This window comes from Rhizobium sp. NZLR1 (assembly GCF_017357385.1).
GTDB lineage: Bacteria > Pseudomonadota > Alphaproteobacteria > Rhizobiales > Rhizobiaceae > Rhizobium.
In genome coordinates, this window is the sequence record NZ_CP071636.1 from 173,857 (window position 1) to 196,319 (window position 22,463).

Annotated in this window: 13 protein-coding genes; 6 read left to right on the forward strand and 7 right to left on the reverse strand. The window is 61.7% G+C overall.

Translation table 11 applies throughout. The annotated features are described in order from the left end of the window. Nucleotides 1-159: 159 nt before the first annotated feature. Nucleotides 160-600, forward strand: a complete 441-nt coding sequence (locus J3O30_RS31370; RefSeq protein ID WP_207585927.1) for an RbsD/FucU domain-containing protein — start codon at nt 160-162, stop codon at nt 598-600. Nucleotides 601-685: 85 nt separating this feature from the next. On the opposite strand, the gene J3O30_RS31375 is transcribed toward J3O30_RS31370, so the two are convergent. Genes J3O30_RS31375 through J3O30_RS31405 form a run of 7 tightly spaced genes read right to left on the reverse strand, consistent with a single transcriptional unit; the run spans nt 686 to nt 8,205 of the window. Then, the gene (locus tag J3O30_RS31375; protein WP_207585733.1) at nt 686-1,390 is read right to left on the reverse strand and encodes a hypothetical protein; all 705 of its coding nucleotides are present in this window, start codon (nt 1,388-1,390) and stop codon (nt 686-688) included. A gap of 8 nt (nt 1,391-1,398) precedes the next feature. Beyond that, a complete protein-coding gene (gene ugpC, locus J3O30_RS31380; RefSeq protein WP_207585734.1) occupies nt 1,399-2,451 on the reverse strand; it encodes a sn-glycerol-3-phosphate ABC transporter ATP-binding protein UgpC in 1,053 nt (350 codons plus the stop codon). Nucleotides 2,452-2,470: 19 nt separating this feature from the next. Next, entirely contained in the window at nt 2,471-3,313 is an 843-nt protein-coding gene (locus J3O30_RS31385; RefSeq protein ID WP_207585735.1) for a carbohydrate ABC transporter permease, read from the reverse strand. Further along, a complete protein-coding gene (locus J3O30_RS31390; protein WP_207585736.1) occupies nt 3,303-4,235 on the reverse strand; it encodes a sugar ABC transporter permease in 933 nt (310 codons plus the stop codon). The genes J3O30_RS31385 and J3O30_RS31390 overlap by 11 nt, the downstream gene beginning before the upstream one ends. A gap of 11 nt (nt 4,236-4,246) precedes the next feature. Next, a complete protein-coding gene (locus J3O30_RS31395; RefSeq protein WP_207585737.1) occupies nt 4,247-5,530 on the reverse strand; it encodes a sugar ABC transporter substrate-binding protein in 1,284 nt (427 codons plus the stop codon). Nucleotides 5,531-5,558: 28 nt separating this feature from the next. Continuing rightward, nucleotides 5,559-7,160: an FAD-dependent oxidoreductase gene (locus J3O30_RS31400; protein WP_207585928.1), complete on the reverse strand. Its 1,602-nt coding sequence runs from the start codon at nt 7,158-7,160 to the stop codon at nt 5,559-5,561. 13 nt (nt 7,161-7,173) lie between these two features. Next, complete coding sequence (locus J3O30_RS31405) at nt 7,174-8,205, reverse strand: LacI family DNA-binding transcriptional regulator (protein WP_207585738.1); 1,032 nt, start codon at nt 8,203-8,205, stop codon at nt 7,174-7,176. 148 nt (nt 8,206-8,353) lie between these two features. On the opposite strand from J3O30_RS31405, the gene J3O30_RS31410 reads away from it, so the two are divergent. The 5 genes from J3O30_RS31410 to J3O30_RS31430 all read left to right on the forward strand — a co-directional run bounded on the left by J3O30_RS31410 (nt 8,354) and on the right by J3O30_RS31430 (nt 22,457). Next, on the forward strand, nt 8,354-8,974 hold the full coding sequence (locus tag J3O30_RS31410) for an SGNH/GDSL hydrolase family protein (protein WP_246762905.1): 621 nt from the start codon (nt 8,354-8,356) through the stop codon (nt 8,972-8,974). Between the two features lie 597 nt (nt 8,975-9,571). Further along, nucleotides 9,572-11,614, forward strand: coding sequence for a flotillin family protein (locus tag J3O30_RS31415; protein ID WP_207585740.1), 2,043 nt, complete (start codon nt 9,572-9,574; stop codon nt 11,612-11,614). Between the two features lie 198 nt (nt 11,615-11,812). Then, the gene (locus J3O30_RS31420) at nt 11,813-13,081 is read left to right on the forward strand and encodes a DNA repair exonuclease (protein WP_207585741.1); all 1,269 of its coding nucleotides are present in this window, start codon (nt 11,813-11,815) and stop codon (nt 13,079-13,081) included. Further along, the gene (locus J3O30_RS31425) at nt 13,081-16,554 is read left to right on the forward strand and encodes an AAA family ATPase (RefSeq protein ID WP_207585742.1); all 3,474 of its coding nucleotides are present in this window, start codon (nt 13,081-13,083) and stop codon (nt 16,552-16,554) included. The genes J3O30_RS31420 and J3O30_RS31425 overlap by 1 nt, the downstream gene beginning before the upstream one ends. 779 nt (nt 16,555-17,333) lie before the next feature. Further along, nucleotides 17,334-22,457 carry a hypothetical protein gene (locus J3O30_RS31430; RefSeq protein ID WP_246762906.1) on the forward strand — a complete coding sequence of 1,708 codons (5,124 nt, stop codon included), beginning with the start codon at nt 17,334-17,336 and terminating at the stop codon, nt 22,455-22,457. The last annotated feature ends 6 nt before the right edge of the window (nt 22,458-22,463 follow it).

Here is a 22,463-nt window from a genome sequence, read left to right on the forward strand (position 1 = left end):
GAAAGCGTCTCAAATTTTCCTCCCAGGCGGAATTCCAACCTTAAAAAGGCTCTCCAAGGATCCGCGAATAAGATCAGGCTAGCGCCATCGAAACGTTTGCGCAATCGTTTTTTTCTCGATATTGTCCAATTCGTGATCATCTCTTGGGAGGGAAATGACGTGCTCAAAGGCGTTCCGCCGTTCGTTACGGCCGACTTGTTGTGGGTTATGGCCTCTATGGGTCATGGCGACGAATTGGCCATCGTCGATCGAAACTTCTCGGGCTTTCGGGTGTCGACCCAGACCACCAGCGGAAAGCTTCTCATCTTGGAGGGGGTCGATGCACCGACTGCAGTTGACGGGATCCTCAAGATGATGCCCCTGGACAGATTCGGCGACACGCCGCTGATGCACATGGAGGCCGTCGACGCGCCGGGTGAGTTGCTGGAAGTGCACCGGGACGTCATCACCGTATGCGGTGAGGCAGAAGGGCGCTCGATCGCGAGCCAACCTATCGAGAGGTTTGCTTACTATCCCATTGCGATGCGATCGTTTGCGATCATCCAGACCGCTGAATCGCGCCCCTATGGGAACTTCATCCTGAGGAAGGGCGTGCTCTGAGGGTCAAGCCTCGAGCAGGGCCGGCGATTGGGCTGCGGGCCCCTGAATTTCCATCTGATCCGCATGGGTTGCTTGTCGGCAAGGATTAACTGCCGGCCAAGCGCCTTGCGCTCTCCACGATCGGCCGAACAGCGGCTTCCATGCTTTCCGGCGTCGTGCCGGTGACGATGACGCCGAGCAGCGCCGCAGCGATGCCGGCCGCCTTCAACTTTGGCATATCCTCGGCCGTGAATTTCTTCTGGCTCGGCGCAATGACCGGGATGCCGGCCTTGGCGACAATCGCTCTGTAGCGGGCAAGATCGGTCTCATCGAGCGGCTTGCCGTAGTCCGCGAAGGCAGCAATAGAGGCTTCCATCATCGCGCCCGGAATCTTGAGGATTTTGCGAAATTCCTCCTCGGTGCTCCTTTCGCCGAGCGCCGGCATCGGCCGAAGCTTCGATTGCCAGAGATGGGGCTGCATGTCGCTGATATAGATGTTGAAGCCCTCGAAGCCGAGATCGGCGAGCGCATCCATCTCCTGCGCGCTCGGCACATTCGTCTGCCCGGCCATGACAAGGAGCGGCACGCCCAACGTGGCGAGCTTCTCGAAGAAGGGCCGCTCTTGCGCGAAGCTGCCGAAGGTGGTGCCGGTCGCGCGGTGGTAGGCATTGAGATGCACTTTCAGCGCAAAGGCCCCTGCCCTCAACGCCGCCCTGGCGAGATCGAGGTCATGACGCGCAAGTGAGACGATGACCGGAAAGTCGCCACCTCGCAGCGCCTTGGTGAGTTTGGTTTCAGGATAGGCATCCATGTTGGATCTCAATTCAGCCGCTGGCCATCATCGGCCGCAAAGAGATGGACGGTGGCAAGTTCTGGCCGCACGCGGATCATCGCGCCGGGCGAGAGTGACACGCGCTCGCGGAAAACGCAGGTGACCGTCGTATCGCCGAGTTTCACCGTCACATGCGTTTCCGAACCCATCGGCTCGACCAGGATGATTTCCGCGGGCACGCCCTGCTCGTCGAGGGCGAAATGTTCGGGACGAATGCCGTAAACCGCGTTGCGGCCCCTGAATTCCTCGGCCGCCTCCGGCAGCGGCAGCAGGATACCCGGTGCCGCGAAACCGCCCGAGGTGATTGTGCCGGTCAGGAAATTCATGGCCGGCGACCCGATGAAACCCGCGACGAACTGGTTGGCCGGCCGGTCGTATAGATCGAGCGGCGCGCCGATCTGCTCAACCCGGCCGCCGTTGAGCACGACGATCTTGTCGGCCATGGTCATCGCCTCCACCTGGTCGTGGGTGACGTAGATGGTCGTGGTTTTGAGTTTCTGGTGCAGGCTCCTGATTTCGCCGCGCATCACGACGCGCAGCTTGGCATCGAGGTTCGACAGCGGCTCGTCGAACAGAAACACCTGCGGATCGCGGACGATCGCTCGGCCCATGGCGACGCGCTGCCGTTGCCCGCCCGAAAGCTGGCGCGGATAACGGTCGAGCAGATGCGACAGCCCAAGGATATCGGCCGCCCAATTCACCCGCTCCTCGATCGCGGCCTTTTTGATGCCGCGATGCTCTAGCGAAAACCCCATATTCGTCGCGACCGTCATATGCGGATACAGCGCATAATTCTGGAAGACCATGGCGATGTCGCGATCCTTTGGATCGAGCTCGTTCACCACGCGCCGGCCGATGCGGACGTCGCCAGCGGTGATCGTCTCCAACCCGGCGATCATCCGGAGCAAAGTGGACTTGCCGCAACCGGAGGGTCCGACAAGCACGACGAACTCGCCGTCTTCGATTTCGAGGGTGACGTCGTGGATGATGCCCAAGGCACCATAATTCTTTCGGACGCGGGAAAGGGTAACTTCAGCCATCATTCGATTTCCGGGTTCTTCAGCCCTTGAGGCCGGTATGCGCGAGCCCTTCGACGAATTGCTTCTGCGCGATGATGAAGACGATGAGCACGGGAAGCGCCGTCAGCGTCGCGGCGGCGAGCTGGATGTTCCACATGGGACCGCCATAGGCGTCGGTGTATTGGGTAAGCGCCTGCGGCAGGGTGAACTTGTCGGCACTTGAGAGGAACACGATCGGTTCGAGGAACAGGTTCCAGGAATGCAGGAAGGTGAATATCGCGACCGATGCAAGCGCCGGTCTTGCCAGCGGCAGTGCGATCTTCCGAAAAATCTTGAAGCGGCCGAGGCCATCGACGCGCGCCGCTTCCTCCAGCTCCGCCGGCAGTGTCACGAAAAACTGCCGCATCACGAAGGTGGCGAAAACGCTCGGCGCTCCGAAGATCGGCACGAGGATCAACGGCCAGTGGGTGTTTACCATGCCCGCCTTCAGGAACATCTGGAAGAGCGGCACAATCGTCACTTCCGACGGAATGAGAAGGCCGAGCAATACGATCATGAAGATCGCGTTGGCGAAGGGAAATCTGATGCGCGCGAAAGCGTAGCCCGCCATCGAGGAGACGACCATGGTGCCAACCGTCACAACCCCGGCGATATAGGCCGAGTTCCAATATTGCGTCACGAAGGGCTGCAATTCGAACACCTTGCTGTAGGTCGTCCAGTCGTAGCTCTCCGGGATGAGACGCGGCGGAAAAGCGAAGATATCGCTGATCGGCTTCACCGAGGATGTCACCATCCACCAGGTCGGGAAGACGAAGGGGATTAGCAGCACGCACATCAGCCCGTAGACAAACGTTTTCAGTCGCGGAGAGAGATCAGCTTTCATAGAAGACAATCCTCTTGCGCATCTGCCATTGGGCAAAGGTCAGGGCGGCGACGATGACGAAGAGCAAGATCGACAGCGTCGAGCCGTAGCCGAAGAGATGGAACTGGAAGGCCTGCTGATAGAGGTAATAGACCAGCACCGTCGTCGATATTCCCGGTCCACCCTGGGTCAGAACGGCAATCTGCGCGAAAACCTGCAGCGACCCGACGATGGTGATGATCGAGGTCAAGAGGATGGTCGGGCTGATCAACGGCAGGGTGATGCGACGGAACTGCTTGAAGCGCGGCGCACCGTCGATGCGGGCGGCCTCGTAGAGTTCGTTCGGCACGCCCTGCAGGGCCGCCAGGAACAGGATCATGTTGAGGCCGACATTCTTGAAAACCTGCACGACGATCACTGAGATCATCGCGGTCGTTTCCTCACGCAGCCAGTTCGGCCCTTCGATACCGACGAGCTGCAACATGCCGTTGATGCCGCCGTTCTTCTGCAAAAGGAAACCCCAGACGATCGTCCACGCGACCAGCGACACCACGACCGGCGAGAAGAACAGCGTGCGGAAGATGGTGATGCCGGCGAGCTTCTGGTTGAGAAGCACCGCGAGCAGCAACGCCAGCGCCATGTTGAGGATCACCAGCCCGGCAGAAAAGATCGCGGTCGCGCCCAGCACTTCGAGGAGGTTCGTGTCCTCGATCAGCATCTGATAGTTCTGCGTGCCGGTATAGGTGAAGGTATTGGCGAGCACGTTCCACTCGTGGAGCGAATACCAGAAGACAAGCCCGAGCGGGATCAGCACGAACCCAATGATGCCGATCAGCTGCGGGGCGATGAAAAGGAAACCGGCGAGGCTGTCGCGCCGTCCGATCGTCCAGAAGGGCGATGAGGCACGGCCTTCCGAGCGTATATGATCCCGTGCGACAGCCATCACCTTACCTCTTAGCGCTTCAGCAGTGGGCCGATCTGGCCGCAGATCTTCTGGAGCGTGCCGGGAATATCGGCATCCGGACGCCAGACGGCATCAAGCCCGGAGCGCACCGCCTGCTGGATTTGTGCAAAGCCGGTATGACCGGGAATGACCTTGCCGGTGGCGATGCCGGAGATGACAACCTTGCCGATCTGCTCCTGGCTGAGCAGCGGGTTGGTCTTCTTGAGCACATCTGCGTTCAGCAGCGACTTGCGGGCCGAGGGGAAGAACTGGCTGAGTTTGGCCGAGTTTTCCGGATTGGTCATATAGGCGACGAATTCGGCGGCGGTGTTGGCATTCTTGCCGGCCTGCATGACGCCGACGCCGGCCTGACCGATCAGCGAATATTCGCCGGCCGGCCCCTTCGGCAGCGGCACCAGATCCCAAGAGAACGGCTTGTCCTTCGGGAGGAGCGAGGCGCGGCTGATCTGAGTGATGGTCATCGCCGCATTGCCGGCAAAGAAATCGACGTTTTCGCCGGGACCCGGGATCGCCTTCTTCTTGAAGATCGCGTCGTGGATGAAAGTCAGCGCATCGACCATGGGTTTTTCGGTGATCGTGCAGGTCTTGCCATCGGCGCTCCAGGGCGAAGCGCCCCAGCCGTTCCAGACCGAAGCGAGATTCTGCCAGATCTGGTAATTGAAGTCGCGCACGATCAAGCCGCCCTTGCCCGGCACCTTATCCCCTTGGCCGACGGCCGAGGCCGTGGCGATCACGTTATCCCAGGTCCATTGCCCGGCGGCAATCATCTCGGCCGGCGTCTTGGCGCCAGCCGCCTTGATGACGTCGTTGTTGACGAACATCGCAAACGGCGAGGTTGAAAATGGATAGGCGTAAAGCTTGCCATCCTTGGTCCAGCGTTCGGCCGCCGTGGGGATCAGTTCTTCGGCATTGTAGCCCTTGGTCGCCTTCAACACATCGGTAAGCGGGTAAAGCGCGCCGGAGTTGACGAAGTCGTAGGCTGCGGTCTCGAAAATCCAGGCCATATCAGGCGCATTGCCGCCGGCGATCTGGGTGGTCAGCGCGGTCGTGTAGGTGTCGAACGGCAGCGACTCATAAGTCACCTTCACATTCGGATGATCCTTGGAAAAGCCCGCGGCGATCTCGTTGAAGAGCTTCAGATGCGCCTCGTTGGCGCTCCAGATCGTCATGCGCAGGTTGATCGCATCTTCGGCATTGGCGATGCCATGCCATGCGAATGGCGCGGCGAGCGCCAATGCCGCGACGGCCGATCTCAGGGTCCTGTGATAGTTCATTCCCGTTCCTCCTCCAAAGATGGGTTAATCAGTATGCCGAGACGTCCGGCCAGCGCATTTCGATGCCTTCGCGCCTAAGCTCCCGCTGGAAATCGTGGAGTTGCTCATCGTTTTCCTGAACCTGGTGCGGCGTAAGCCCCTTCTCCAGGCAATGGGCTGCCAGCATGCCGGCAGCTTCGCCGATGTTCCATTCGACAGGGTGCAAGCGGTAGCAGCCATTGGTGATGTGGGTGGTGCCGATGTTCTTGCCGGCGGCAATGAGATTCTTCATTCGCTGCGGCAGGAGTGAACCAAGCGGGATCTCGAACGGGCAGGACGGCACGTCGATATAGTTGTCGCCGCCGGTCGAGGGGTGAAGGTCGATGCGGTACATGCCGATGCCGACGCTATCGCGGTAGTTGACCGCGCCCTTTGTGCCGCGCACCGAATAAGACAGGTCCTGCTCTACAATGCGAGTGACCGGCTTGATGCGGCGGCTTTCGCGGATATAGGGCGCCATGGCAAGACCATGTTCCGTGCCGGTAATGTCGCCGCGAAGTCGGAGACCGCGGTAGCCCTGGCCGCCGTCGAAACGAGGCGCTTCCGTCTGCAGCCAGTAGAAGACCGAATAGGAAAGGTCGGCTGCCGACTTCAGGTGCCGTGCTTTTTCCTCTTCCGATACGTCGATAATCGTGCCGTCCATGTAGTCGATCATCGGCCAGTTCACAAAGCAGATGTCCGACTGGTAGAAACCGGGCTGGAAGTTGCGCCGGGCTGCGATGCGACGAAAGAGCCAGAGGTTTTCGTCACCACCGCCCTTGCGCTGGTCGGCATCGACGGCCAGCGGATCATCGTCAACATTAGGCGTGAAGGAGCGTGTCGTGAATTCCAGCGTGCGCGGATGCGGCGCGGTGAAGCCGAGCAGCGGCCCGCCCCAGAAATGCGGCTGGTATTCGCGCCAATAGTCGTAGTTTTCCGGCTTGTCGATCGTCTGGTCGCCATCCACGCAATCGACCGCGAAACAGACCGACACGGCTTGAACGTTATCCGGCTGGGCTTCAGGCGGCGCGCTCGGTTCGCGGGTGTCGGATTGCGCCTCGAAACCCTTCACATACTCCGTCTCGGTCATCGGCAAGAGGTCGCCGAGTTCGGTGGCGTCGAGGATATAAGCTGCGGAAATGGTGATCTCCAGATCCGTGTCGCGGTGACGGACGGTGACGGAACGAACCATATCACCATCGACATCGGCCCCGACCGGACGGTAGGGCTGCAGCAACTTCAGGCGGCCGGCACCCCGATAGGGCATCAACATGGCTTCCATCACCGCCAGGCTGACCCGCGGTTCAGCGCAGATGCGGCTGACCCAGCCGGCGCCGGGATTGAGGTCGCCCCAGGCGCGCGCGCCTTCGGTAAGCGGATAGTTGTCGCGGTAATATTGGCGGATGCCGTTGCGCAGCTTGCGATACGAGCGAGTGATGCCAAACTGCTCGACCCAGCTATGCTCGTCCGACGGCACGCCCTGGCTGGTCGACTGACCACCGATCCAGTCGAATTCCTCGGTCATGATGACACTGCGGCCAGCCCGGCAGGCGCCAAGCGCAGCCGCCACGCCACCGAGACCACCGCCGACAATCAGGATATCCGCTTGCATTTCTTTCACGTTCTCAATTCCGTTTCTTTGCGGGTCCGAGGGTTTCGCCCTCGACCGGTTCACACGTCAGAAGAACTTGCTCAATCGGGATCGCCCCCTCGATGCGACGCACCAGCATGGCGGTCGCCTGCCGCCCCATCTCTTCGCGAGGAATATTGAAGGAGGTGAACTGCACATGGCTGCGTCCGGCCCGCACGTGGCGGCCGAGCACGACAGCGGAAAAATCATCCGGTACCGACAACCCTCGCTCGCGGGCCACCGCCTCGACCCGCACCGCGTCCGCTAGTTCGACGAAGAAGACGGCGGTTGCGCCACAGGTAAGGATGGTATCGAGAATTTCGCCGGCCGACCTGCCGACATCATCGACATGCAAGACGAACTCGGCGCCCTCGGCAACCGCCGCGGCAAAGCCGTGCCAGCGGTCGACAACGGATTCGGCCGATCCGTTAGGGCCGACATAGGCCAGCTTCTCATGTCCGAGCGCTCTCGCCTTTTCGACCAGCGCACGGGTGCCGGTCGCGTAGTCGCCGCCAACATAAGGAACGGGTCCGCCAGCGTCCTCGCGTCGGCCGATCGCCACGAAGGGATAGTCGCCGGAAACCAGGCGCTTGAGTTCCGCGCGGTCGAATTCGCGGCCGAGCACGAGGCAGCCGTCGGCAATTCTCAACCGGTTGCCGTCGGCAAAAATCTTGCGGTCGTTGCCGACTCCGGCGCCGGTCAGAAGCAACAGGTCGTAGTTCTGCGCCTGCGCCTCTTCCTCAATGCCGAGCAGGAAAGGCGTGAAGAAGTCTGCCTGTTCGCTCGGGAAAGCCGGTTCATAGGTGAAGACGCCGAGGATACGGTTGAGGCCTTTGGCCATCCGTCGGGCGATCGGGTCCGCAACGTAACCAGTCGTGCGAATGACCTGTTGGACGCGCTCGCGGGTTTCCAGCGGGATACGCGCAAGAGCGGTCGGCGCGCCGTTCAGCACAAGCGAAACGGTTGCCTGACTGACGCCCGCAAGCTTGGCAATATCATGCTGAGTCAAGCGCTTAGGACTTGCCACGCAGTGTTCTCCCGATCGACTCTTGACTGTTAATACGTATTAGCAGCTAATACGCATTAACAGGATGAGGACGGCGGCTGTCAAGCGCGAAAATTTGGGGAGATCGGTGGGTTTTGGAGAGCATTTGAGATCGCTTGGAACATCCGGCATGCGCGTGTTTGGCGACAGCATCACCGCTGGCTTCAACGCCAGCCAGCCGCACCTTGCCTGGCCGGCTTTGTTTGCCGAGGCAGTCGACTGTCTCCCGATCCGCAACCACGCCATCCCCGGCACCGTGCTGCAAGGATCTCAGCTGGCGGACGGAAAACCGCGACCGGACAACGGCATCGGCCGTTTCGAAAAAGTGCTTCTGGATGCGCCGCACCGTGATGCGATCCTCATTTTGTACGGCTATAACGACGCCCGTTATACCGCCGCTCCCGACACAATGAACGTCCGAAACTTCAGCCGCGACTACGCGACGATGCTGGAAAAGTTGATCGCGGCGGGGCACGCGGAACGGCTGGCGATCGGCAGCCCACCCTACCTCCCGGATGCCGGGTTCTTAGTCGGCAGCACCGGCTTCACGAGCCAGACGCGCATGGGTTTCGAAGGGTATGTCGAAGTCGTGCGCAAGCTGGCGCGACGCTTCTCGCTCTTCTATGCACCTGTCTACGAAAACATGAAGGCGCACGGCGATGGCGACCTGACCTCCGCCGATATGGTCCATCCGAACGATGCCGGACATCGCGCGATCTTCGACGCCTTTACAAATGCGGATCGGTCATAGCGCATCAAGCAAGGGCAGCACGGTCTCTGTCTGGAGCGCGACCAAGCGCGACGCATGCCGCTGATCGGGGGATCGAGAAGCCGGAACCGAATTTCGATTTCTTGAGTTATCGAAGAAACCAAAAGCCCCTTTATTTATGTGGATTTCGAGAGCCAGGTATAATTTAGAAGAATTGAATGCTCGAAATACCAAAATCGTCGGAAGTACTTATCCGATTTCCGCATTGGACGTCTTTAAACCTATAGGCGCAATCATTACGTCGTCCATCGTCATGTCTATCAAGGCGACACCGATGTGAGAGCATTCACGACCACGCCGCCCCTCATTGGGGACTTGGGACGCGAGGTCATTTTTCCCAGACAATGAGCAGCCCAAGCGTTCGATGCACCTTTACTGCATAATTCCTTAGATCGGAATCGATCCAAGGACAAAATTATGCAGCAATTCAAAGTGCTACAACGTCCTTTGCGCGTCGGAAAAGACGCGCGGCGCTGTAGTGCCTCGAGCAAATAGGCGCGCCATCTCCCCGTCTTATCAACCAACACCAACCGGGCGGCCATCGGGTGGACGAACCCGTGCGCCCATACGAGAGAAAAGATGGAAAACCTGCAATATCTTGGTCCGATGGGGTGGAAGGCGATCGAAATCGCCGTCCCGATCATCGTGGTGGCAATCCTGTTCCGGTGGAGCGGCGTGATCCGCTATATCCCCAACGACAGGCTCGGCATTCTCGAAAAGCTATGGAGTTTTCGCGGCTCCGTTGAGAATGGCTTCATTGCGCTCTACGGTGAGGCCGGCTTCCAGCCGGAAGTCGTGCGCGGCGGCCTGCATTTCTTCATGCCGTTCCAATATTCGATGCATCGCGCCAATCTCGTAACCATTCCGCAGGGCCAGATCGGCTATGTCTTCGCCCGTGACGGCGAGCCGTTGCCGCCGACCCAGACGCTTGCTTCGAATATCGAAGCCGGTGATTTTCAGGATGTGCGCGGCTTTCTCACAAAGGGCGGCCAGAAGGGGCCACAACGCAAGATCCTGCGCGAAGGCACCTATGCCATTAATCTCGTGCAGTTCATCGTGCTGACCGCACAATCGAACTACGCCGTCAACCTGAACGCGTCGGAACAAAGACTGTTTGCCGACATGTCGACGCTGATTAGCGAGCGGAATGGCTTCGAGCCCGTCGTCATTCACGACGCCGAGGACCTGATCGGCATCGTCACCATCCATGACGGTCCGGCGCTGCCGGATGGCGAGATCATTGCGCCGACTGTTGCCAACAACCCAAAGGATCCGAACTTCCACAATAATTTTCAGGATCCGGAGAAGTTTCTCAATGCCGGCGGTTATCGCGGCCGGCAATTGCAGGTGCTTGCCGATGGCAGTTATTTCCTCAACCGCATCTTCGCGACCGTCGAACTTGTGGAGAAGACGATCATCGACGTTGGCACGGTGGGTGTCGTCGTCTCCTATACCGGCCGGCGAAGCGCCGATATTTCCGGCCAATCCTATCGTCATGGCGAATTGGTCGAGACAGGCGCACGCGGTGTCTGGTCGACGCCGCTTCTGCCGGGCAAATATGCGTTCAATACCTTTGCCGGCAATATCATCATCGTGCCAACCACCAACTTCGTGCTGAAGTGGACGAAGGAACAGTTCGGCGAGCACAGGCTGGATGAGAATCTTTCCGAAGTATCGCTGATCACCAAGGACGCGTTCGAACCCGTGCTGCCGCTCTCGGTCGTCGTGCATATCGATTATATGAAGGCGCCCCTCGTCGTGCAGCGTTTCGGCGATATCAAACGGCTGGTCGAACAGACGCTCGATCCGATGGTCTCGGCCTATTTCAAGAATATCGCCCAGACCAAGACATTGATCGAACTGCTGCAGGAACGCAGCGAAATCCAGCGCAAATCCGGCGACGAAATGCGCGAGAAGTTTACCTCCTACAGCCTCGAACTGCAGGAAGTGCTGATCGGTACGCCGCGGGCCAACAATGGCCAGAACAGCATCGAGCAGATCCTGATCCAGCTGCGCGAACGTCAGATCGCCGTTGAAAAGGTCGAGACCTATAAGTTGCAGGAAGCCGCGGCGGTCCAGGAGCGCACATTGCGCGAGAAGGAAGCGCTGGCCGAACAGCAGGCCAAGATCACGACATCAGCACTCACCATCGAGATCAGCGAGAACGAAGGCAAGGCGCAACTCGCCCGCACCCGTCAGCAGGCAGAGACCATTCAGGTCACAGCCAAGGCCGAAGCTGAGAAGGTGCGCCTCGCCGGCCTCGGCGAAGCCGACCGGATCAAGGCCATCGCGCTTGCCGATGCCGAACGCATCAAGGCGACCGGTTTTGCCGATGCCCAAAAGGTGCGCGCCATCGGCTTGGCGGAAGCCGAGGCGACGGAGAAGAAGGTCGCGGCCTTCGGTGGACCGGACTATCAGCTCCACTCGCAAGTCCTCATGCGGTTTGCCGAAGCAATCGAAAACGGCAGGCTGCCGCTCGTGCCGCAGATTCAGGTCGGCGGTGGCGGCGAAAAGGGCGCCACCAATGGTCTCGTCGAAATGATGCTGTCGATGCTGGTCGCCGATCGGCTTGGACGGCCGGCTTCACCGGCTGCGGTGCCGACGCCGATCGAGCAGCAGTGATTGTGGATGGGCCGGCAATGCCGGCCCATTTTGCCGCCGCCCGACCAAAAGGCTGCGATCGCGACGAGACCACTGCCGTCATGGCCATCGACGCTCGCTGCACATTCTCACCTTTTACTGCCAAGCGACAACAATCGCGCGTTTATCTGTCAGCCGGCAGCTGCTACACCGTCCTATCGCAACACCATTTCTGTATTCATGGCCTATCGTTTCGTCCACACTGCCGATCTCCATCTCGACTCTCCCCTGCGTTCCCTGGCTCTTCGCAATGCGGAACTGGCCGATCTCGTGAGCGACGCCAGCCGGCAGGCGCTGGTGGCGATCGTCGACCTGTGCCTTGAGGAACAGGTCGATGCGCTCGTCATCGCCGGCGATCTCTATGATGGCGATCAGACGTCGATGAAGACGGCACGCTTCCTGGCAAGCCAGCTGGAACGGTTGCACCGAGCGGGGATTCACGTCTTCAAGATCCGCGGCAATCACGATGCGATGTCGAAGATCGCCAAGGAACTGGTGATGCCCGATACGCTGAAGATCTTCGGCGGCCACGCCGAGATCGTGGAGGCCACGAAGGGTAACCTGTCGGTCGCGATCCACGGCCTGAGCTTCGCCAAGCCGCAAGCGCCAGACTCGCTTCTGCCGAAGTTCAAGCCGCCGGTGACGGGCGCGGTCAATATCGGCATCATGCATACGAGTCTCGCCGGATCCGCCGGACATGACGTCTATGCGCCCTGCAACGTGCTCGACCTTCACGCCTCGGGATTCGACTACTGGGCGCTCGGCCATCTTCACCAGCGCAGCCAGCATCCCGGCACGGCGACGGTCATCATGCCTGGTATGCCGCAGGGCCGCGACATCAACGAGTCGGGCGTCAAGACCGTATCGCTGGTGACCGTGGCGGACGACCGGACCGTGGCGGTCGAGGAGCGGCTCACCAGCGTCGCGCAGTTCGAGCGGGTCGATGTCGATCTGACGGGTGTCGATGATTGGCGTGATGCGGCTATGGCGATCGAAGCGGCACTGACAGCACAGCGCGACCGCACGGCCTCGGCGCATCTCGTCGCGCGCCTGAGGCTTTCCGGCCGCACCCAGCTTGCCTGGCAGCTTCGGCGTGACATCGACCTCATGCAAGCGGAAGCCGAGCAGCGCGGCGACCGGATCGGCCGGACCTGGATCGAGAAGCTGGAACTCGCCTTCGAAGCACCCTTGCCCCTCGCAGATGCTTCCGCCGCCGATCCCGTCGTCGAACTCGGTGCGTTGATGCGGGACGAGGTCATCGCCCGCAGCGGGTTTCGCGACGATATCAGGGAGGTGGTTCGCGACCTGCTCGCCGACCTGCCGCCCGAGAGCCGAGCATTCGCCGGGCTTGACGAGGCGGGCTTCGAACGCTTCATCGACAGCCTTCTCACCGACGGCGCCGAGGACATTGCCGCCCGGATGAAGGCCGCGGACCGGGCGGAAAGCTGATGCGCCTCCGACGGCTGGACCTCACCCGCTATGGCAAGTTCACCGACCACTCGATCGATTTCGGCGCGGTCCGTCCGGGTTCGCCCGACTTGCACATCGTCTATGGCCTGAACGAAGCGGGCAAGTCGACCACCTTCGCCGCCTATCTCGATCTGCTCTTCGGCATAGGTGAGCGCAGCACCTACAATTTCCTGCATCCATACAACACGATGAAGGTCGGCGCCCGACTGGAATTCGATGGCGAGGAATACGAGCTGGCGCGGCTCAAGCTCCGGACCGGCAGCCTCGTCGACGATCGGGGGCAAGCTGTGAACGAGGCGCTCCTGGCCGGCGCACTCGGCGGCATCGGCCGCGAGGCCTATCGCACGATGTTCTCACTCGACGACCAGTCGCTGAAAGAGGGCGGCAACGCCATCATCCAGAGCAAGGGCGAGCTTGGCGAGTTGTTATTCTCGGCAAGTTCCGGCCTCGCAGGCTTAAGCCGTTCGCTGGTTTCCGCCGCCGACGAAGCCAATGTGATCTATAGGAAGCGGTCGTCGAGCACGAAGCTTGCCGAACTCAAGCGCGCGCTCGAAGCGTTGAAGGCCGAGCGCAATGCCATCGACACATTGGCCTCCGCCTACTCGGCGCTGAAATCGACCCATGAGCAGGCCGATGCCGCCTGTATCGCGACCACGCGAGAACTGGCCGAGGCCAAGGCCCGGCATCAGGAACTGACGCGCCTTCTCGGCGCCCTGCCCGCGGCGCTGGAGCTCCGGCGGCTGGACACAGATGCGGCCGACATGGGCGATCTGCCGCGGCCGCCGTCCGAATGGTTCGCGCTCCTGCCGCAGCTTTCCCGCGATGAGACGCGGCTGCAGGCGCTTGTCGAAATCGCCGACCGCACGCTGCGCCAGCTTACAGACGAGATCGAGGCGATCGCCATCGATCACAAGGCGCTGACGCTAACTGCGCATATGGACCTGCTGGACCAGGGGCGGGTTCGCCATCTCGCGGCCGACAGCGACCTGCCGAAGCGCCGGCGGGCGCTGGCCGAACAGGACGGTGTGCTGGTCCGGCTTCTGGCCGATCTCGAACAGCCGGGCCATGCGACGCCCGAAGCACTGCTGCTGCCCGCCTCGCTGATCGGCACCGTCCGCGATCTCATCGAACGACGCTCCGGCGTCGAGGCGAAACTGGCTGCCGCGGGTCGCGAACGGGTGCGAGCGCGCGAGAATCTCGAAAGGCTGGGCGAGGAAGGCGGCTGGAAAAATGCAGCTGCGGTCCCAGATCCCGCGCGTCTTGGCCGCATCGAGGCCGCCCTGAGCCGGCTCACGGGGTCTGATCTGGCAGTGCGGCTCACCTTGGAAGAACGTACACTTGTCCAGGTGAAGCGAATACAGGAGAACCAGTTTGCACAGCTCGCACCCTGGACCGGCGATGCCGCGGCACTGCAACGGACGCCCGCGGCGGAGCCTCGCCAGATCGAGGCCTGGCGTGGCCAGGCGACCTCGATCGACAAGCGGATCGCCGATCACCAGGCCCGGTTGCGCGATCTCGGCACCGAACAGGCGCTGACCAAAGCCCGGATCGCGGCCTTCGTCGCCGGCGGTTCGATCGACGATAGCGAGGCCACGAGGCGACGCGATGAACGCGATGCCGCCTGGCAGGCGCATCTTGCCAGCCTGAATGCCGCCACGGCCCGGACATTCGAGGATCGGATGCGCCAGGACGACATATTGTCCGCCGGCCGGCTGTCGCGGGCGCAGGAACTGGCCGAGCTTCGCCAACTCCGCCAGACGGAAGCGGCAACGGCAGCAGCGATCGAACGGCAAAGGGAACTGCTCGCCGAGGCGCATGCCGAACATGATGCGCTTGCCGAGCGCATCCGTGGTCTGCTGCCCGGCGCGATCGAATACGACGCTGAAGCCACGGCGCGCATTGCAGCACTCGCGGCATGGAGCACCAAGCGGTCCGCGGCGCTGGCCGCCTGGGACGATCTGCAGCGAGCCGAAGACGCATTGGCCGCGCTTCGCCTCGAACTGAACAGGCATGCCGCGACACTTGCGGCCGACCTTGCGGATGCCGGTCGTGGTGACGCCGACCATCTGCCGGTCGCCGACCTGATGCAGGCTGCGAATGAAATGCTCGCTGCCGGCAAAGCCGAGCTGGCGGCGCGGCAGGCGCATGAGAAGGCAATCGGTGACCTCAGCCGCGATGTCAGGGAACGCGAGCGCGACCAGCAGGAGGCGGAAGCCACCATAGCGGCCTGGGACCGGGAATGGGCGGAGGCGCTGTCGCGAACCTGGTTTGCCGACAAGGCCGGCTCGATGGCCGCCGTCCGCGCCATACTGGACGTGCTGGGCACGCTGCCAGCCATCCTGAAGGAGCGGCATGACCTCGCAAGCCGCGTTGCCGCGATGGAGCGTGACCAGGAGCAATTCCGCGGAGATATTTCTGGTCTTCTCGCAGAATGCGGCCTCAGCCAGTCGGCGGCGGATACGCTCGCCTCTGCCAATACGCTCGTCGAACGCCATGAGGCAGCGCGGCGCGCGGCGCAGCTTCGGGCAGACCGGCAAGCGGATCTCGAACAACAAGGGGAGAAACGACGGGCGCTGGAGGAGGAACTGGCCGTTCACAATGCCCGCAAGAACGAACTGACCAGCTATTTCGGGACGGACTCGCTTGCCTCAGTCGAAACATTTTTGAACCAGGCTCGGGAGCGGGACCGGCTGGAGGAGCGGGCCGCCACCTTGCGCGGCCAGATCACCGAGGCATTGCGGGCTGCGAGTTTCGCCGAGGCCGAACGGCGCCTTGCCGATATCGACGCCGGCGCCGTCGAGCGCGATGCAATGGAGCTTGGCGCCCGGATCGAGGATCTTACCGAGCGGGCGAAGCTTCTCTACTCCGACATGTCGCTGGCACGGCAGAAGCTTGAGGCCGTCGGCGGAGACGATGCGGTGGCGCGGATCGAGGCCAAGCGGCGAACCATCTTCCTTGAGATCGAGGAACTGGCCGTGCGGCATCTGACGCTGCGTGCCGGCGCGCTCGCGGCCGAGCAGGCGCTGCATATCTATCGCGAGAAACATCGCAGCTCGATGATGAAACGCGCATCGGAAGCCTTCCGCCTGATCACCGGCGGCAACTATTCCGGCCTGACCACCCAGCCCGACCGCGACAAGGAAATACTGATCGGCGTGTCACGCGATGCCGGCTCGAAGCTTGCGGACGCGATGTCGACGGGCACGCAGTTCCAGCTCTATCTCGCGCTTCGGCTTGCAGGCTATGAGGAATTCGCAGCGCTTCGCCCGCCCGTGCCCTTCGTTGCCGACGACATTATGGAGAGCTTCGACAATCCTCGTTCCGAAGAAGTCTTCCGCCTGCTCGGCGAAATGGCAAAGGTCGGACAGGTCATCTACCTCACGCATCACTGGCATCTCTGCGAGATCGCACGGAACGTCGTTTCGAACGTGACGATACATCAACTGCCGTAACGGGCATAAGAAATGCCTTCGAGGAAGCCGGAAAAGGCTCCACAGTCCCGCCGCCAAACATTTAGCGCATTGCGGTTCTCGGCGTGCTGCAACCGGCTCTTGTCTTGATTGAGGATAGTTCATATTGACTAAGGCATGTCGCGCAAAAGTGTGCAGCGGTTTTGTGCTAACGACATGCGTAAAAACAAAGACCTAAAGCGCGAGGAGCGATCTGAAAGATCGCCAAGCGCTTTAGGGCGCCGGCCACTTAAAAAAACGAGTTATCCATGGCTTTCGTCTTTCGCCTGCGTTTGCTTGTTGCCCTCAGTGGCTGTCTTTTCTCAGCGGTCTCCCATGCGCAATCCTTTGATTGCGGCAAGGCGCAGTCGGCCATTGAAAAGGCGATTTGTGCCTCCCCTGCCTTGATTGCTGAGGACACCGCCTTGGCGGCCTCCTATCGGCAGGCATTGACCGATCTCAACGGCGACCCGACGAGGCTGGACGATCTACGCCAAAAGCAACGCCTCTGGTTGGCTGACCGCAATAAATCCTGTGTAGACACCGATCCGGTCCGGCTGTCGGCATGCCTGACAACACGCTATCAGACGCGTCTTGCGACGCTTGTGGCAGCGAGCGCTTCTCCGAGCCAGAAGCCGCCTGCATCTGTCGTCGAGCCTGCGCCATCAACCGCGTCGGAGACACAGGCGGCGGCGACACAAGATGCACCAGCACCGTCGGCTGCAGCTGTGTCGCAACCCGCGCCCGTAAAAGCCCCGCCCCAGCTCGTGTCGCAGCCGCATTTGGCATTGGATCAACTGCCTGCCGATCGAGAGGGCAGCACCTTGCTGATGGTCGAAACGCCCGGCCATATTACCATCCGCACGCAGAGCGCCGCGGGTGCGGCATTGCAGCTCGTCGATATGATCGCAGGCCCGGGGGACCGTATGGGCGCAGCTGGCGTCAGCGACGGCCGGATCGATGCGCTGCTCGACAAAGGCACCTACAAGATCCGTGTGTTCGGAGCCAAAGGAGCTGCCGGCGACGTCAGGCTTACCGCACAAGCCTATCAGGAGCTTGAACAGCCCGACGCCGCTTTGACCTCGCTGACCCCCATCCATGCCGATCTAAGCGATCTGCAACAAAGATCCTATTGGATCGACATTCCCGATTCCGGACGCGTCGATATCGAGGCGGTTGGACGCTCGCTTCAGGATCTGCGCTTGTGGCGAAACGGCACCGATATTGCCGCTCTCTCGCCGAAAATGTCGATCTTCGAACTGAAGCCGGGCCTCCCCATGACCCGGGCCGCGCTGACGGGAACGGTCGAGCCCGGCCGCTACCTCGTGACGGCCTATGGCGGCCAGAAGCTTGTCTGGACCAACTCGGACGCCGCAGAGCCATTCCACATTCGCGCCGGCACGCAGATCTCGCTGGCCGGAGGGATTGCCGAAAATGTCATCGGGCCTTTCGGCTCGATACGTTTTGAGGCGCCGGCAGATCTCGATACTTTCCGTCTGGAGCTGCCGCAATCGGCGGCGGCGGTGCTCCGGGCCGGTCGGATTTCCGGCACGGCGACAGCTTTTCAGAGTGCCGCGATCGACAAGGCTAGCCGTGAACCGACAGCCACGCTTTCGCTTTCGTCAGACAGCCAGCCGAGCATTGTCGAAGTCTCGGGTTATGAAGGCCAGCATTTCCAGCTCCGGGGGCTTCGGTTCAGCACCGAGACCCAATTTAAAGGCTCAGTACCCAATCTCATCAGTCTCGACGTTGCCGGCGAAGGCGGCGATGAAATTCCGGCCACGGCCTTGCTGGTGCGCCAGGATAGCAGTGGCAAAGCCACCATCGTCGCGTCCGACTTGCCTCATTTGGGCCCGGGCCAGGCTTGGCGGCGGCGCTTCAATTTGCGCGGGCCGACATCGCTGCTGTTCGAGATGACGCAAGCAGGCCAGATCGCGATCCGCACATCAGGCGTTGCGCTGCATGCCGACATCAGCCCGGTTCTGGTCGGCAATGCCCCGCGCGCCGATGGCCGCAATGCCGATCGTTTCGATCTTGACGCCGGCTATTATCTGCTGCGACTGCTGCCTGACAACAATGCCGTCGGCATCCTCGACCTTTCCTTCGGCACGCCGGGCCTCGTCCCACCGGTCCAACCCGCCGCTCCGGCACGCACCACTATTTCCTTTGGCATCCGCGAAGCCGAAAAGGCCACACGCTACCAGATCATCACCAATGCCGCGCCCGGTTTGCTGACGGGACCTCGTGCGGTGGCACTGCCCGCCGATCTGCAGGGGCGACCACTGGCGCTTTGGCAGCCCACCGATGCTTCGGCGTTGCGGGAGTCCTTGCCGGATCAGCCGATGTCCAATATTCCGGCGCCCGTGCCGCGGGCCAAAGGCGCCGCGAATGACGATGCGAACGCCCTGTCGCGGCCGGCGTCGGCAGCGGATCTGCAGATCGATATCCACGTGCCGCTCGGCGGAACGATCGCCGCCGTCGACATGCACAATACATCCGTCGCTTTTGCGACCAGCAACCAGCGCGTCGACGCAAAAGGCCGGACGTTGACCCTGCGCTTCCCCGCCCCTGCCGCTGCCCGGTCCATCGTCGTCAGCTGGCAGCCGGATGCTGCTGCGGCGCAGAAAATCGCACCGCAGACCCCCGCATCCCCGTTGATTGGCGGCCGAAGCCAGTTTCTCGATCTCGCCGAAAACGCACAGAAATCCTACCGGCTCGAGGTTGCCGAGGGCGGGCTTTACCGCATCGAAACCCTTGGGCGTTTGCAGACATCACTGAGCCTTGGCACATCATTCCTGCCGGGACTGGGGGAAGCTTCGGACAATGGCGGTGGCCACAATGCGCTGCTGCAAACCTATCTGCGCGCGGGGACCTATCAGATCGACGTCTCCGCCCAGAATTCCTCCGGCCATCTTGGCGTTTCCGTTACGCCGGCCTCGCTGTTGACCGCGGCAAGCCTGGTCGCCGATGGCACCAGCCGAGGGGCCCTCTCAGGCGGACGCGGCGCCATCGTGCCGATCGAGATCGCAACTGCAGGAACGTATCAGCTCGATCTCTATTCCCTTGGCGAAGACCTTACCGCGCGTCTCGAGGATGCGGAGGGATGGCCGCTCACCGCGCCAGGCCCGCTTTCCACGCTCAGTCAGGATTTCACCCCGGGGCACTATCGCCTGGTAATCCTGCCGCGCGACGTCGACACGCGGTTTGTCGCACGGCTAAGACCGGTCATCGACCCACCGCAGTTGCAGGGCCGCGGACCACACCCGCTGGCCTTCAATCAAGCCCAAGCATTTCAGTGGCGCGAGCCTCAGAGCAAAAGTGATGCACGCGTTGCCGATAGCTGGACGTTTGATCTCCTTGCCGATGCCGATGTCAGCATCGACCTGACCGAAGGCATGATCGGCGCTCTGTTTCGCGACGACAAGGACCAGATCGCCCGATTTGTCGCCGCTCCCCAATTCACCGGCACGTTGAAGGCCGGGCATTATCGCATTGATCTCATGAGCCTCGCCCATGATGACCGACTGGATTATCAGATTACCCTGAACACCCAGGATTTGCAGCCGGGCGAAGCACGCTTCGTCAACCTTCCCGCCGAGCTTTCCTTCAATGTCGACAAGGACCGTGTCGTCAGCCTCGGCACGTTCGGCCGCAGCGAAATCAAAGGCGTGCTGAAGGACGAGCATGGCACCGTCGTCGAACGCCTGACGGGGCGCAGCGATGATTGGAACATCGCGCTCTCCACCCTTCTGCCGGCTGGATCCTATACGCTGGCCCTTGAGCAGGCGGCAGCGTCGGGTACGGCCAGCAGCCAATCGGGTGATAGTTCCGACGATCAAGACACAGACTCCGGGGACGGTGAGCAGGAGCCAGGCGACGATCAGGCCGATGTTGGGGATCTCGAGGTTCAGTTTGCCCTGCCGCAGGAGCAGCCGCAGCCAGCACTCACCGAGAGCGGCACCACCGAGGTCAACGGCGCCTCCGTCTTTACGTTTCCCTTGCCGGCCAACACGAAGGATCAACTTGCGCTGGTCGTAGCCCAGTCCACCAGTGACCTGGTTCTCTCGGTCGAAAAACGAGACGCCGACGGCAGTTGGAAGCCGCAAGCCTTTGCCCGTGGCCGCACGCCGCTGATCGCCTGGCCGGCGTCTGAGGGAGATATCCAATGGCGCGCATCGGTTTGGACCCTTGATGGTGGAACAGCACCGATCAAAATCGCCGCGCGCAGCATTACCCGCGATATGCGCGAGCCCGGCGACATTGCCTTGGAGCCCGTGGCCATCGATGGCCTTGATCTCTCCCTGAACGTTGCTCTCGCACATGCCCCGTCGGCCGGTTTCGTCGACCTCGGCGCTGCTGCGGATCTGCTTGTCGGCGCAACTGCGGACCGTCCGCTCACGGCGGCCATGCCGGGACTTTTTGCTCCGCAATCGGATCGTTTATGGCTGGTCTCCCGCACTACGAGCCATGCGCAGGTAAACCCAGCACAGCCCAAAGCAGAAATCGCGCTGACGCTTGCGCCAGCGGATCAGGCAATTATCCCAGCCGCACCGCCTTTGCCGGGCAAAGTAAGATTGTGGCGCGCGGATTCGGCTTTTGGACAGCCGGGTCTGACGGCCGGACGCGGCATGGGCATCAGCCTCAACAGTGCGGTCGCCCTCTCCGATAATCAGGATCTGCATATCTGGAACGCCGCAAGCGACGACAGCCTGCAGCTGCGGCTTAAGCCGATCGATGCCGCCGAACTCGAGCCAGTGCAGCTGAATGGCACCTTGACGGCGACCATTCCAGCCTTCAGCGCGCGGCCGGTGAAGCTCGCACCGGGAGTGAAACGGCTCACCCTCGACCTGGCGCCGGGGATCGCCGTCGTCTCCGCCCCTTCAACCTCGCAATTGCTGAACGTCTGGTCCGGCGCGGCTCCGCTGTCGCGCAGCATTGCGACGTCGACCGAAGAGATCTGGCTCGTCAACCTGACGGGTGATGCCGGCTCGACGCGCATCAGCCTGTCACCGGGCCAAGCCGTTACGCTCAGCAATGATCAGATCAAGCGCCGGTTCTTCGGCACGGTCGGATCGGAAGAAATCGCGGTTGATGCCATGAAAGGAGATGTCCTGAACGTCTCCGGCGGCGCGGCGACCTTTATCGGGGCCGACGGCCGGGTCTTGCGTGGTGACAGGATTTCCGTGTCCGGACCCGGGCAACTGATTGTCGATCACGGTGCCGGTCTCTTAGCACTGTGGCTGGAACGGGGCGGCAAGTCGCCTTGGCCGACACCCGAACCAAAATCGATGACCCTGCCGCAGAGCGTGACGCTCGAGGGCGAGGCCATGGCCTTCCGCCTCGATCCGGCCCAACCGATGGTGCTTGACGTCAGCACCGACGCCCCGGTCATTGTCGGCCTGGAGCAAGAGGGTCACCGCGACCTGCAGCTGTTTCCGACGGGAGCGGAATTCCACCGCTATCTTGCGGCGGGCGAGGCGGTCCTGACGCTCTATTCCACGCATGAGGGCCCCTTGTCGGGCAGCCTGGATATGACGGCAACAGCGGTCGTCCCGGTGAATGACGGCATTGGAGCCCCGGTCGTGCTTGCACCCGGCGCGACAGCCTTGTTCGGCTTCGAGGTCAAGAAGAGCGGCAATATCGGTGTCGGCCTGCGTTCCGATCCGGACCTTGCCATCGGCCGACTGCTGGATGCCAAAGGCCAGGTGCTCGGCGACGGGGTCAATCAGCTGAAGCAGCTTGCCGCAGGATCTTACCTATTGGAAGCGCGCGCACCGGCGGACGCACCGGCGCTCATTGTCAGGCCATCGGTGGTTGGATTGTCACCACCGCCCGCAGGTCCGCCGCCCGAAATTATCAGCGATTATTTGCAGCGTGCCGGTTTGAAACCCACGGGATCGAAGTGAAACACC

Coding starts and splice junctions, on each gene's coding strand:
- J3O30_RS31410 (WP_246762905.1), top strand. CDS start 8,354: ATGCGCGTGTTTGGCGACAGCATCACCGCTGGCTTCAACGCCAGCCAG.
- J3O30_RS31415 (WP_207585740.1), top strand. CDS start 9,572: ATGGAAAACCTGCAATATCTTGGTCCGATGGGGTGGAAGGCGATCGAA.
- J3O30_RS31375 (WP_207585733.1), bottom strand. CDS start 1,390: ATGGATGCCTATCCTGAAACCAAACTCACCAAGGCGCTGCGAGGTGGC.
- J3O30_RS31400 (WP_207585928.1), bottom strand. CDS start 7,160: ATGCAAGCGGATATCCTGATTGTCGGCGGTGGTCTCGGTGGCGTGGCG.
- ugpC (WP_207585734.1), bottom strand. CDS start 2,451: ATGGCTGAAGTTACCCTTTCCCGCGTCCGAAAGAATTATGGTGCCTTG.
- J3O30_RS31395 (WP_207585737.1), bottom strand. CDS start 5,530: ATGAACTATCACAGGACCCTGAGATCGGCCGTCGCGGCATTGGCGCTC.
- J3O30_RS31385 (WP_207585735.1), bottom strand. CDS start 3,313: ATGAAAGCTGATCTCTCTCCGCGACTGAAAACGTTTGTCTACGGGCTG.
- J3O30_RS31420 (WP_207585741.1), top strand. CDS start 11,813: ATGGCCTATCGTTTCGTCCACACTGCCGATCTCCATCTCGACTCTCCC.
- J3O30_RS31425 (WP_207585742.1), top strand. CDS start 13,081: ATGCGCCTCCGACGGCTGGACCTCACCCGCTATGGCAAGTTCACCGAC.
- J3O30_RS31390 (WP_207585736.1), bottom strand. CDS start 4,235: ATGGCTGTCGCACGGGATCATATACGCTCGGAAGGCCGTGCCTCATCG.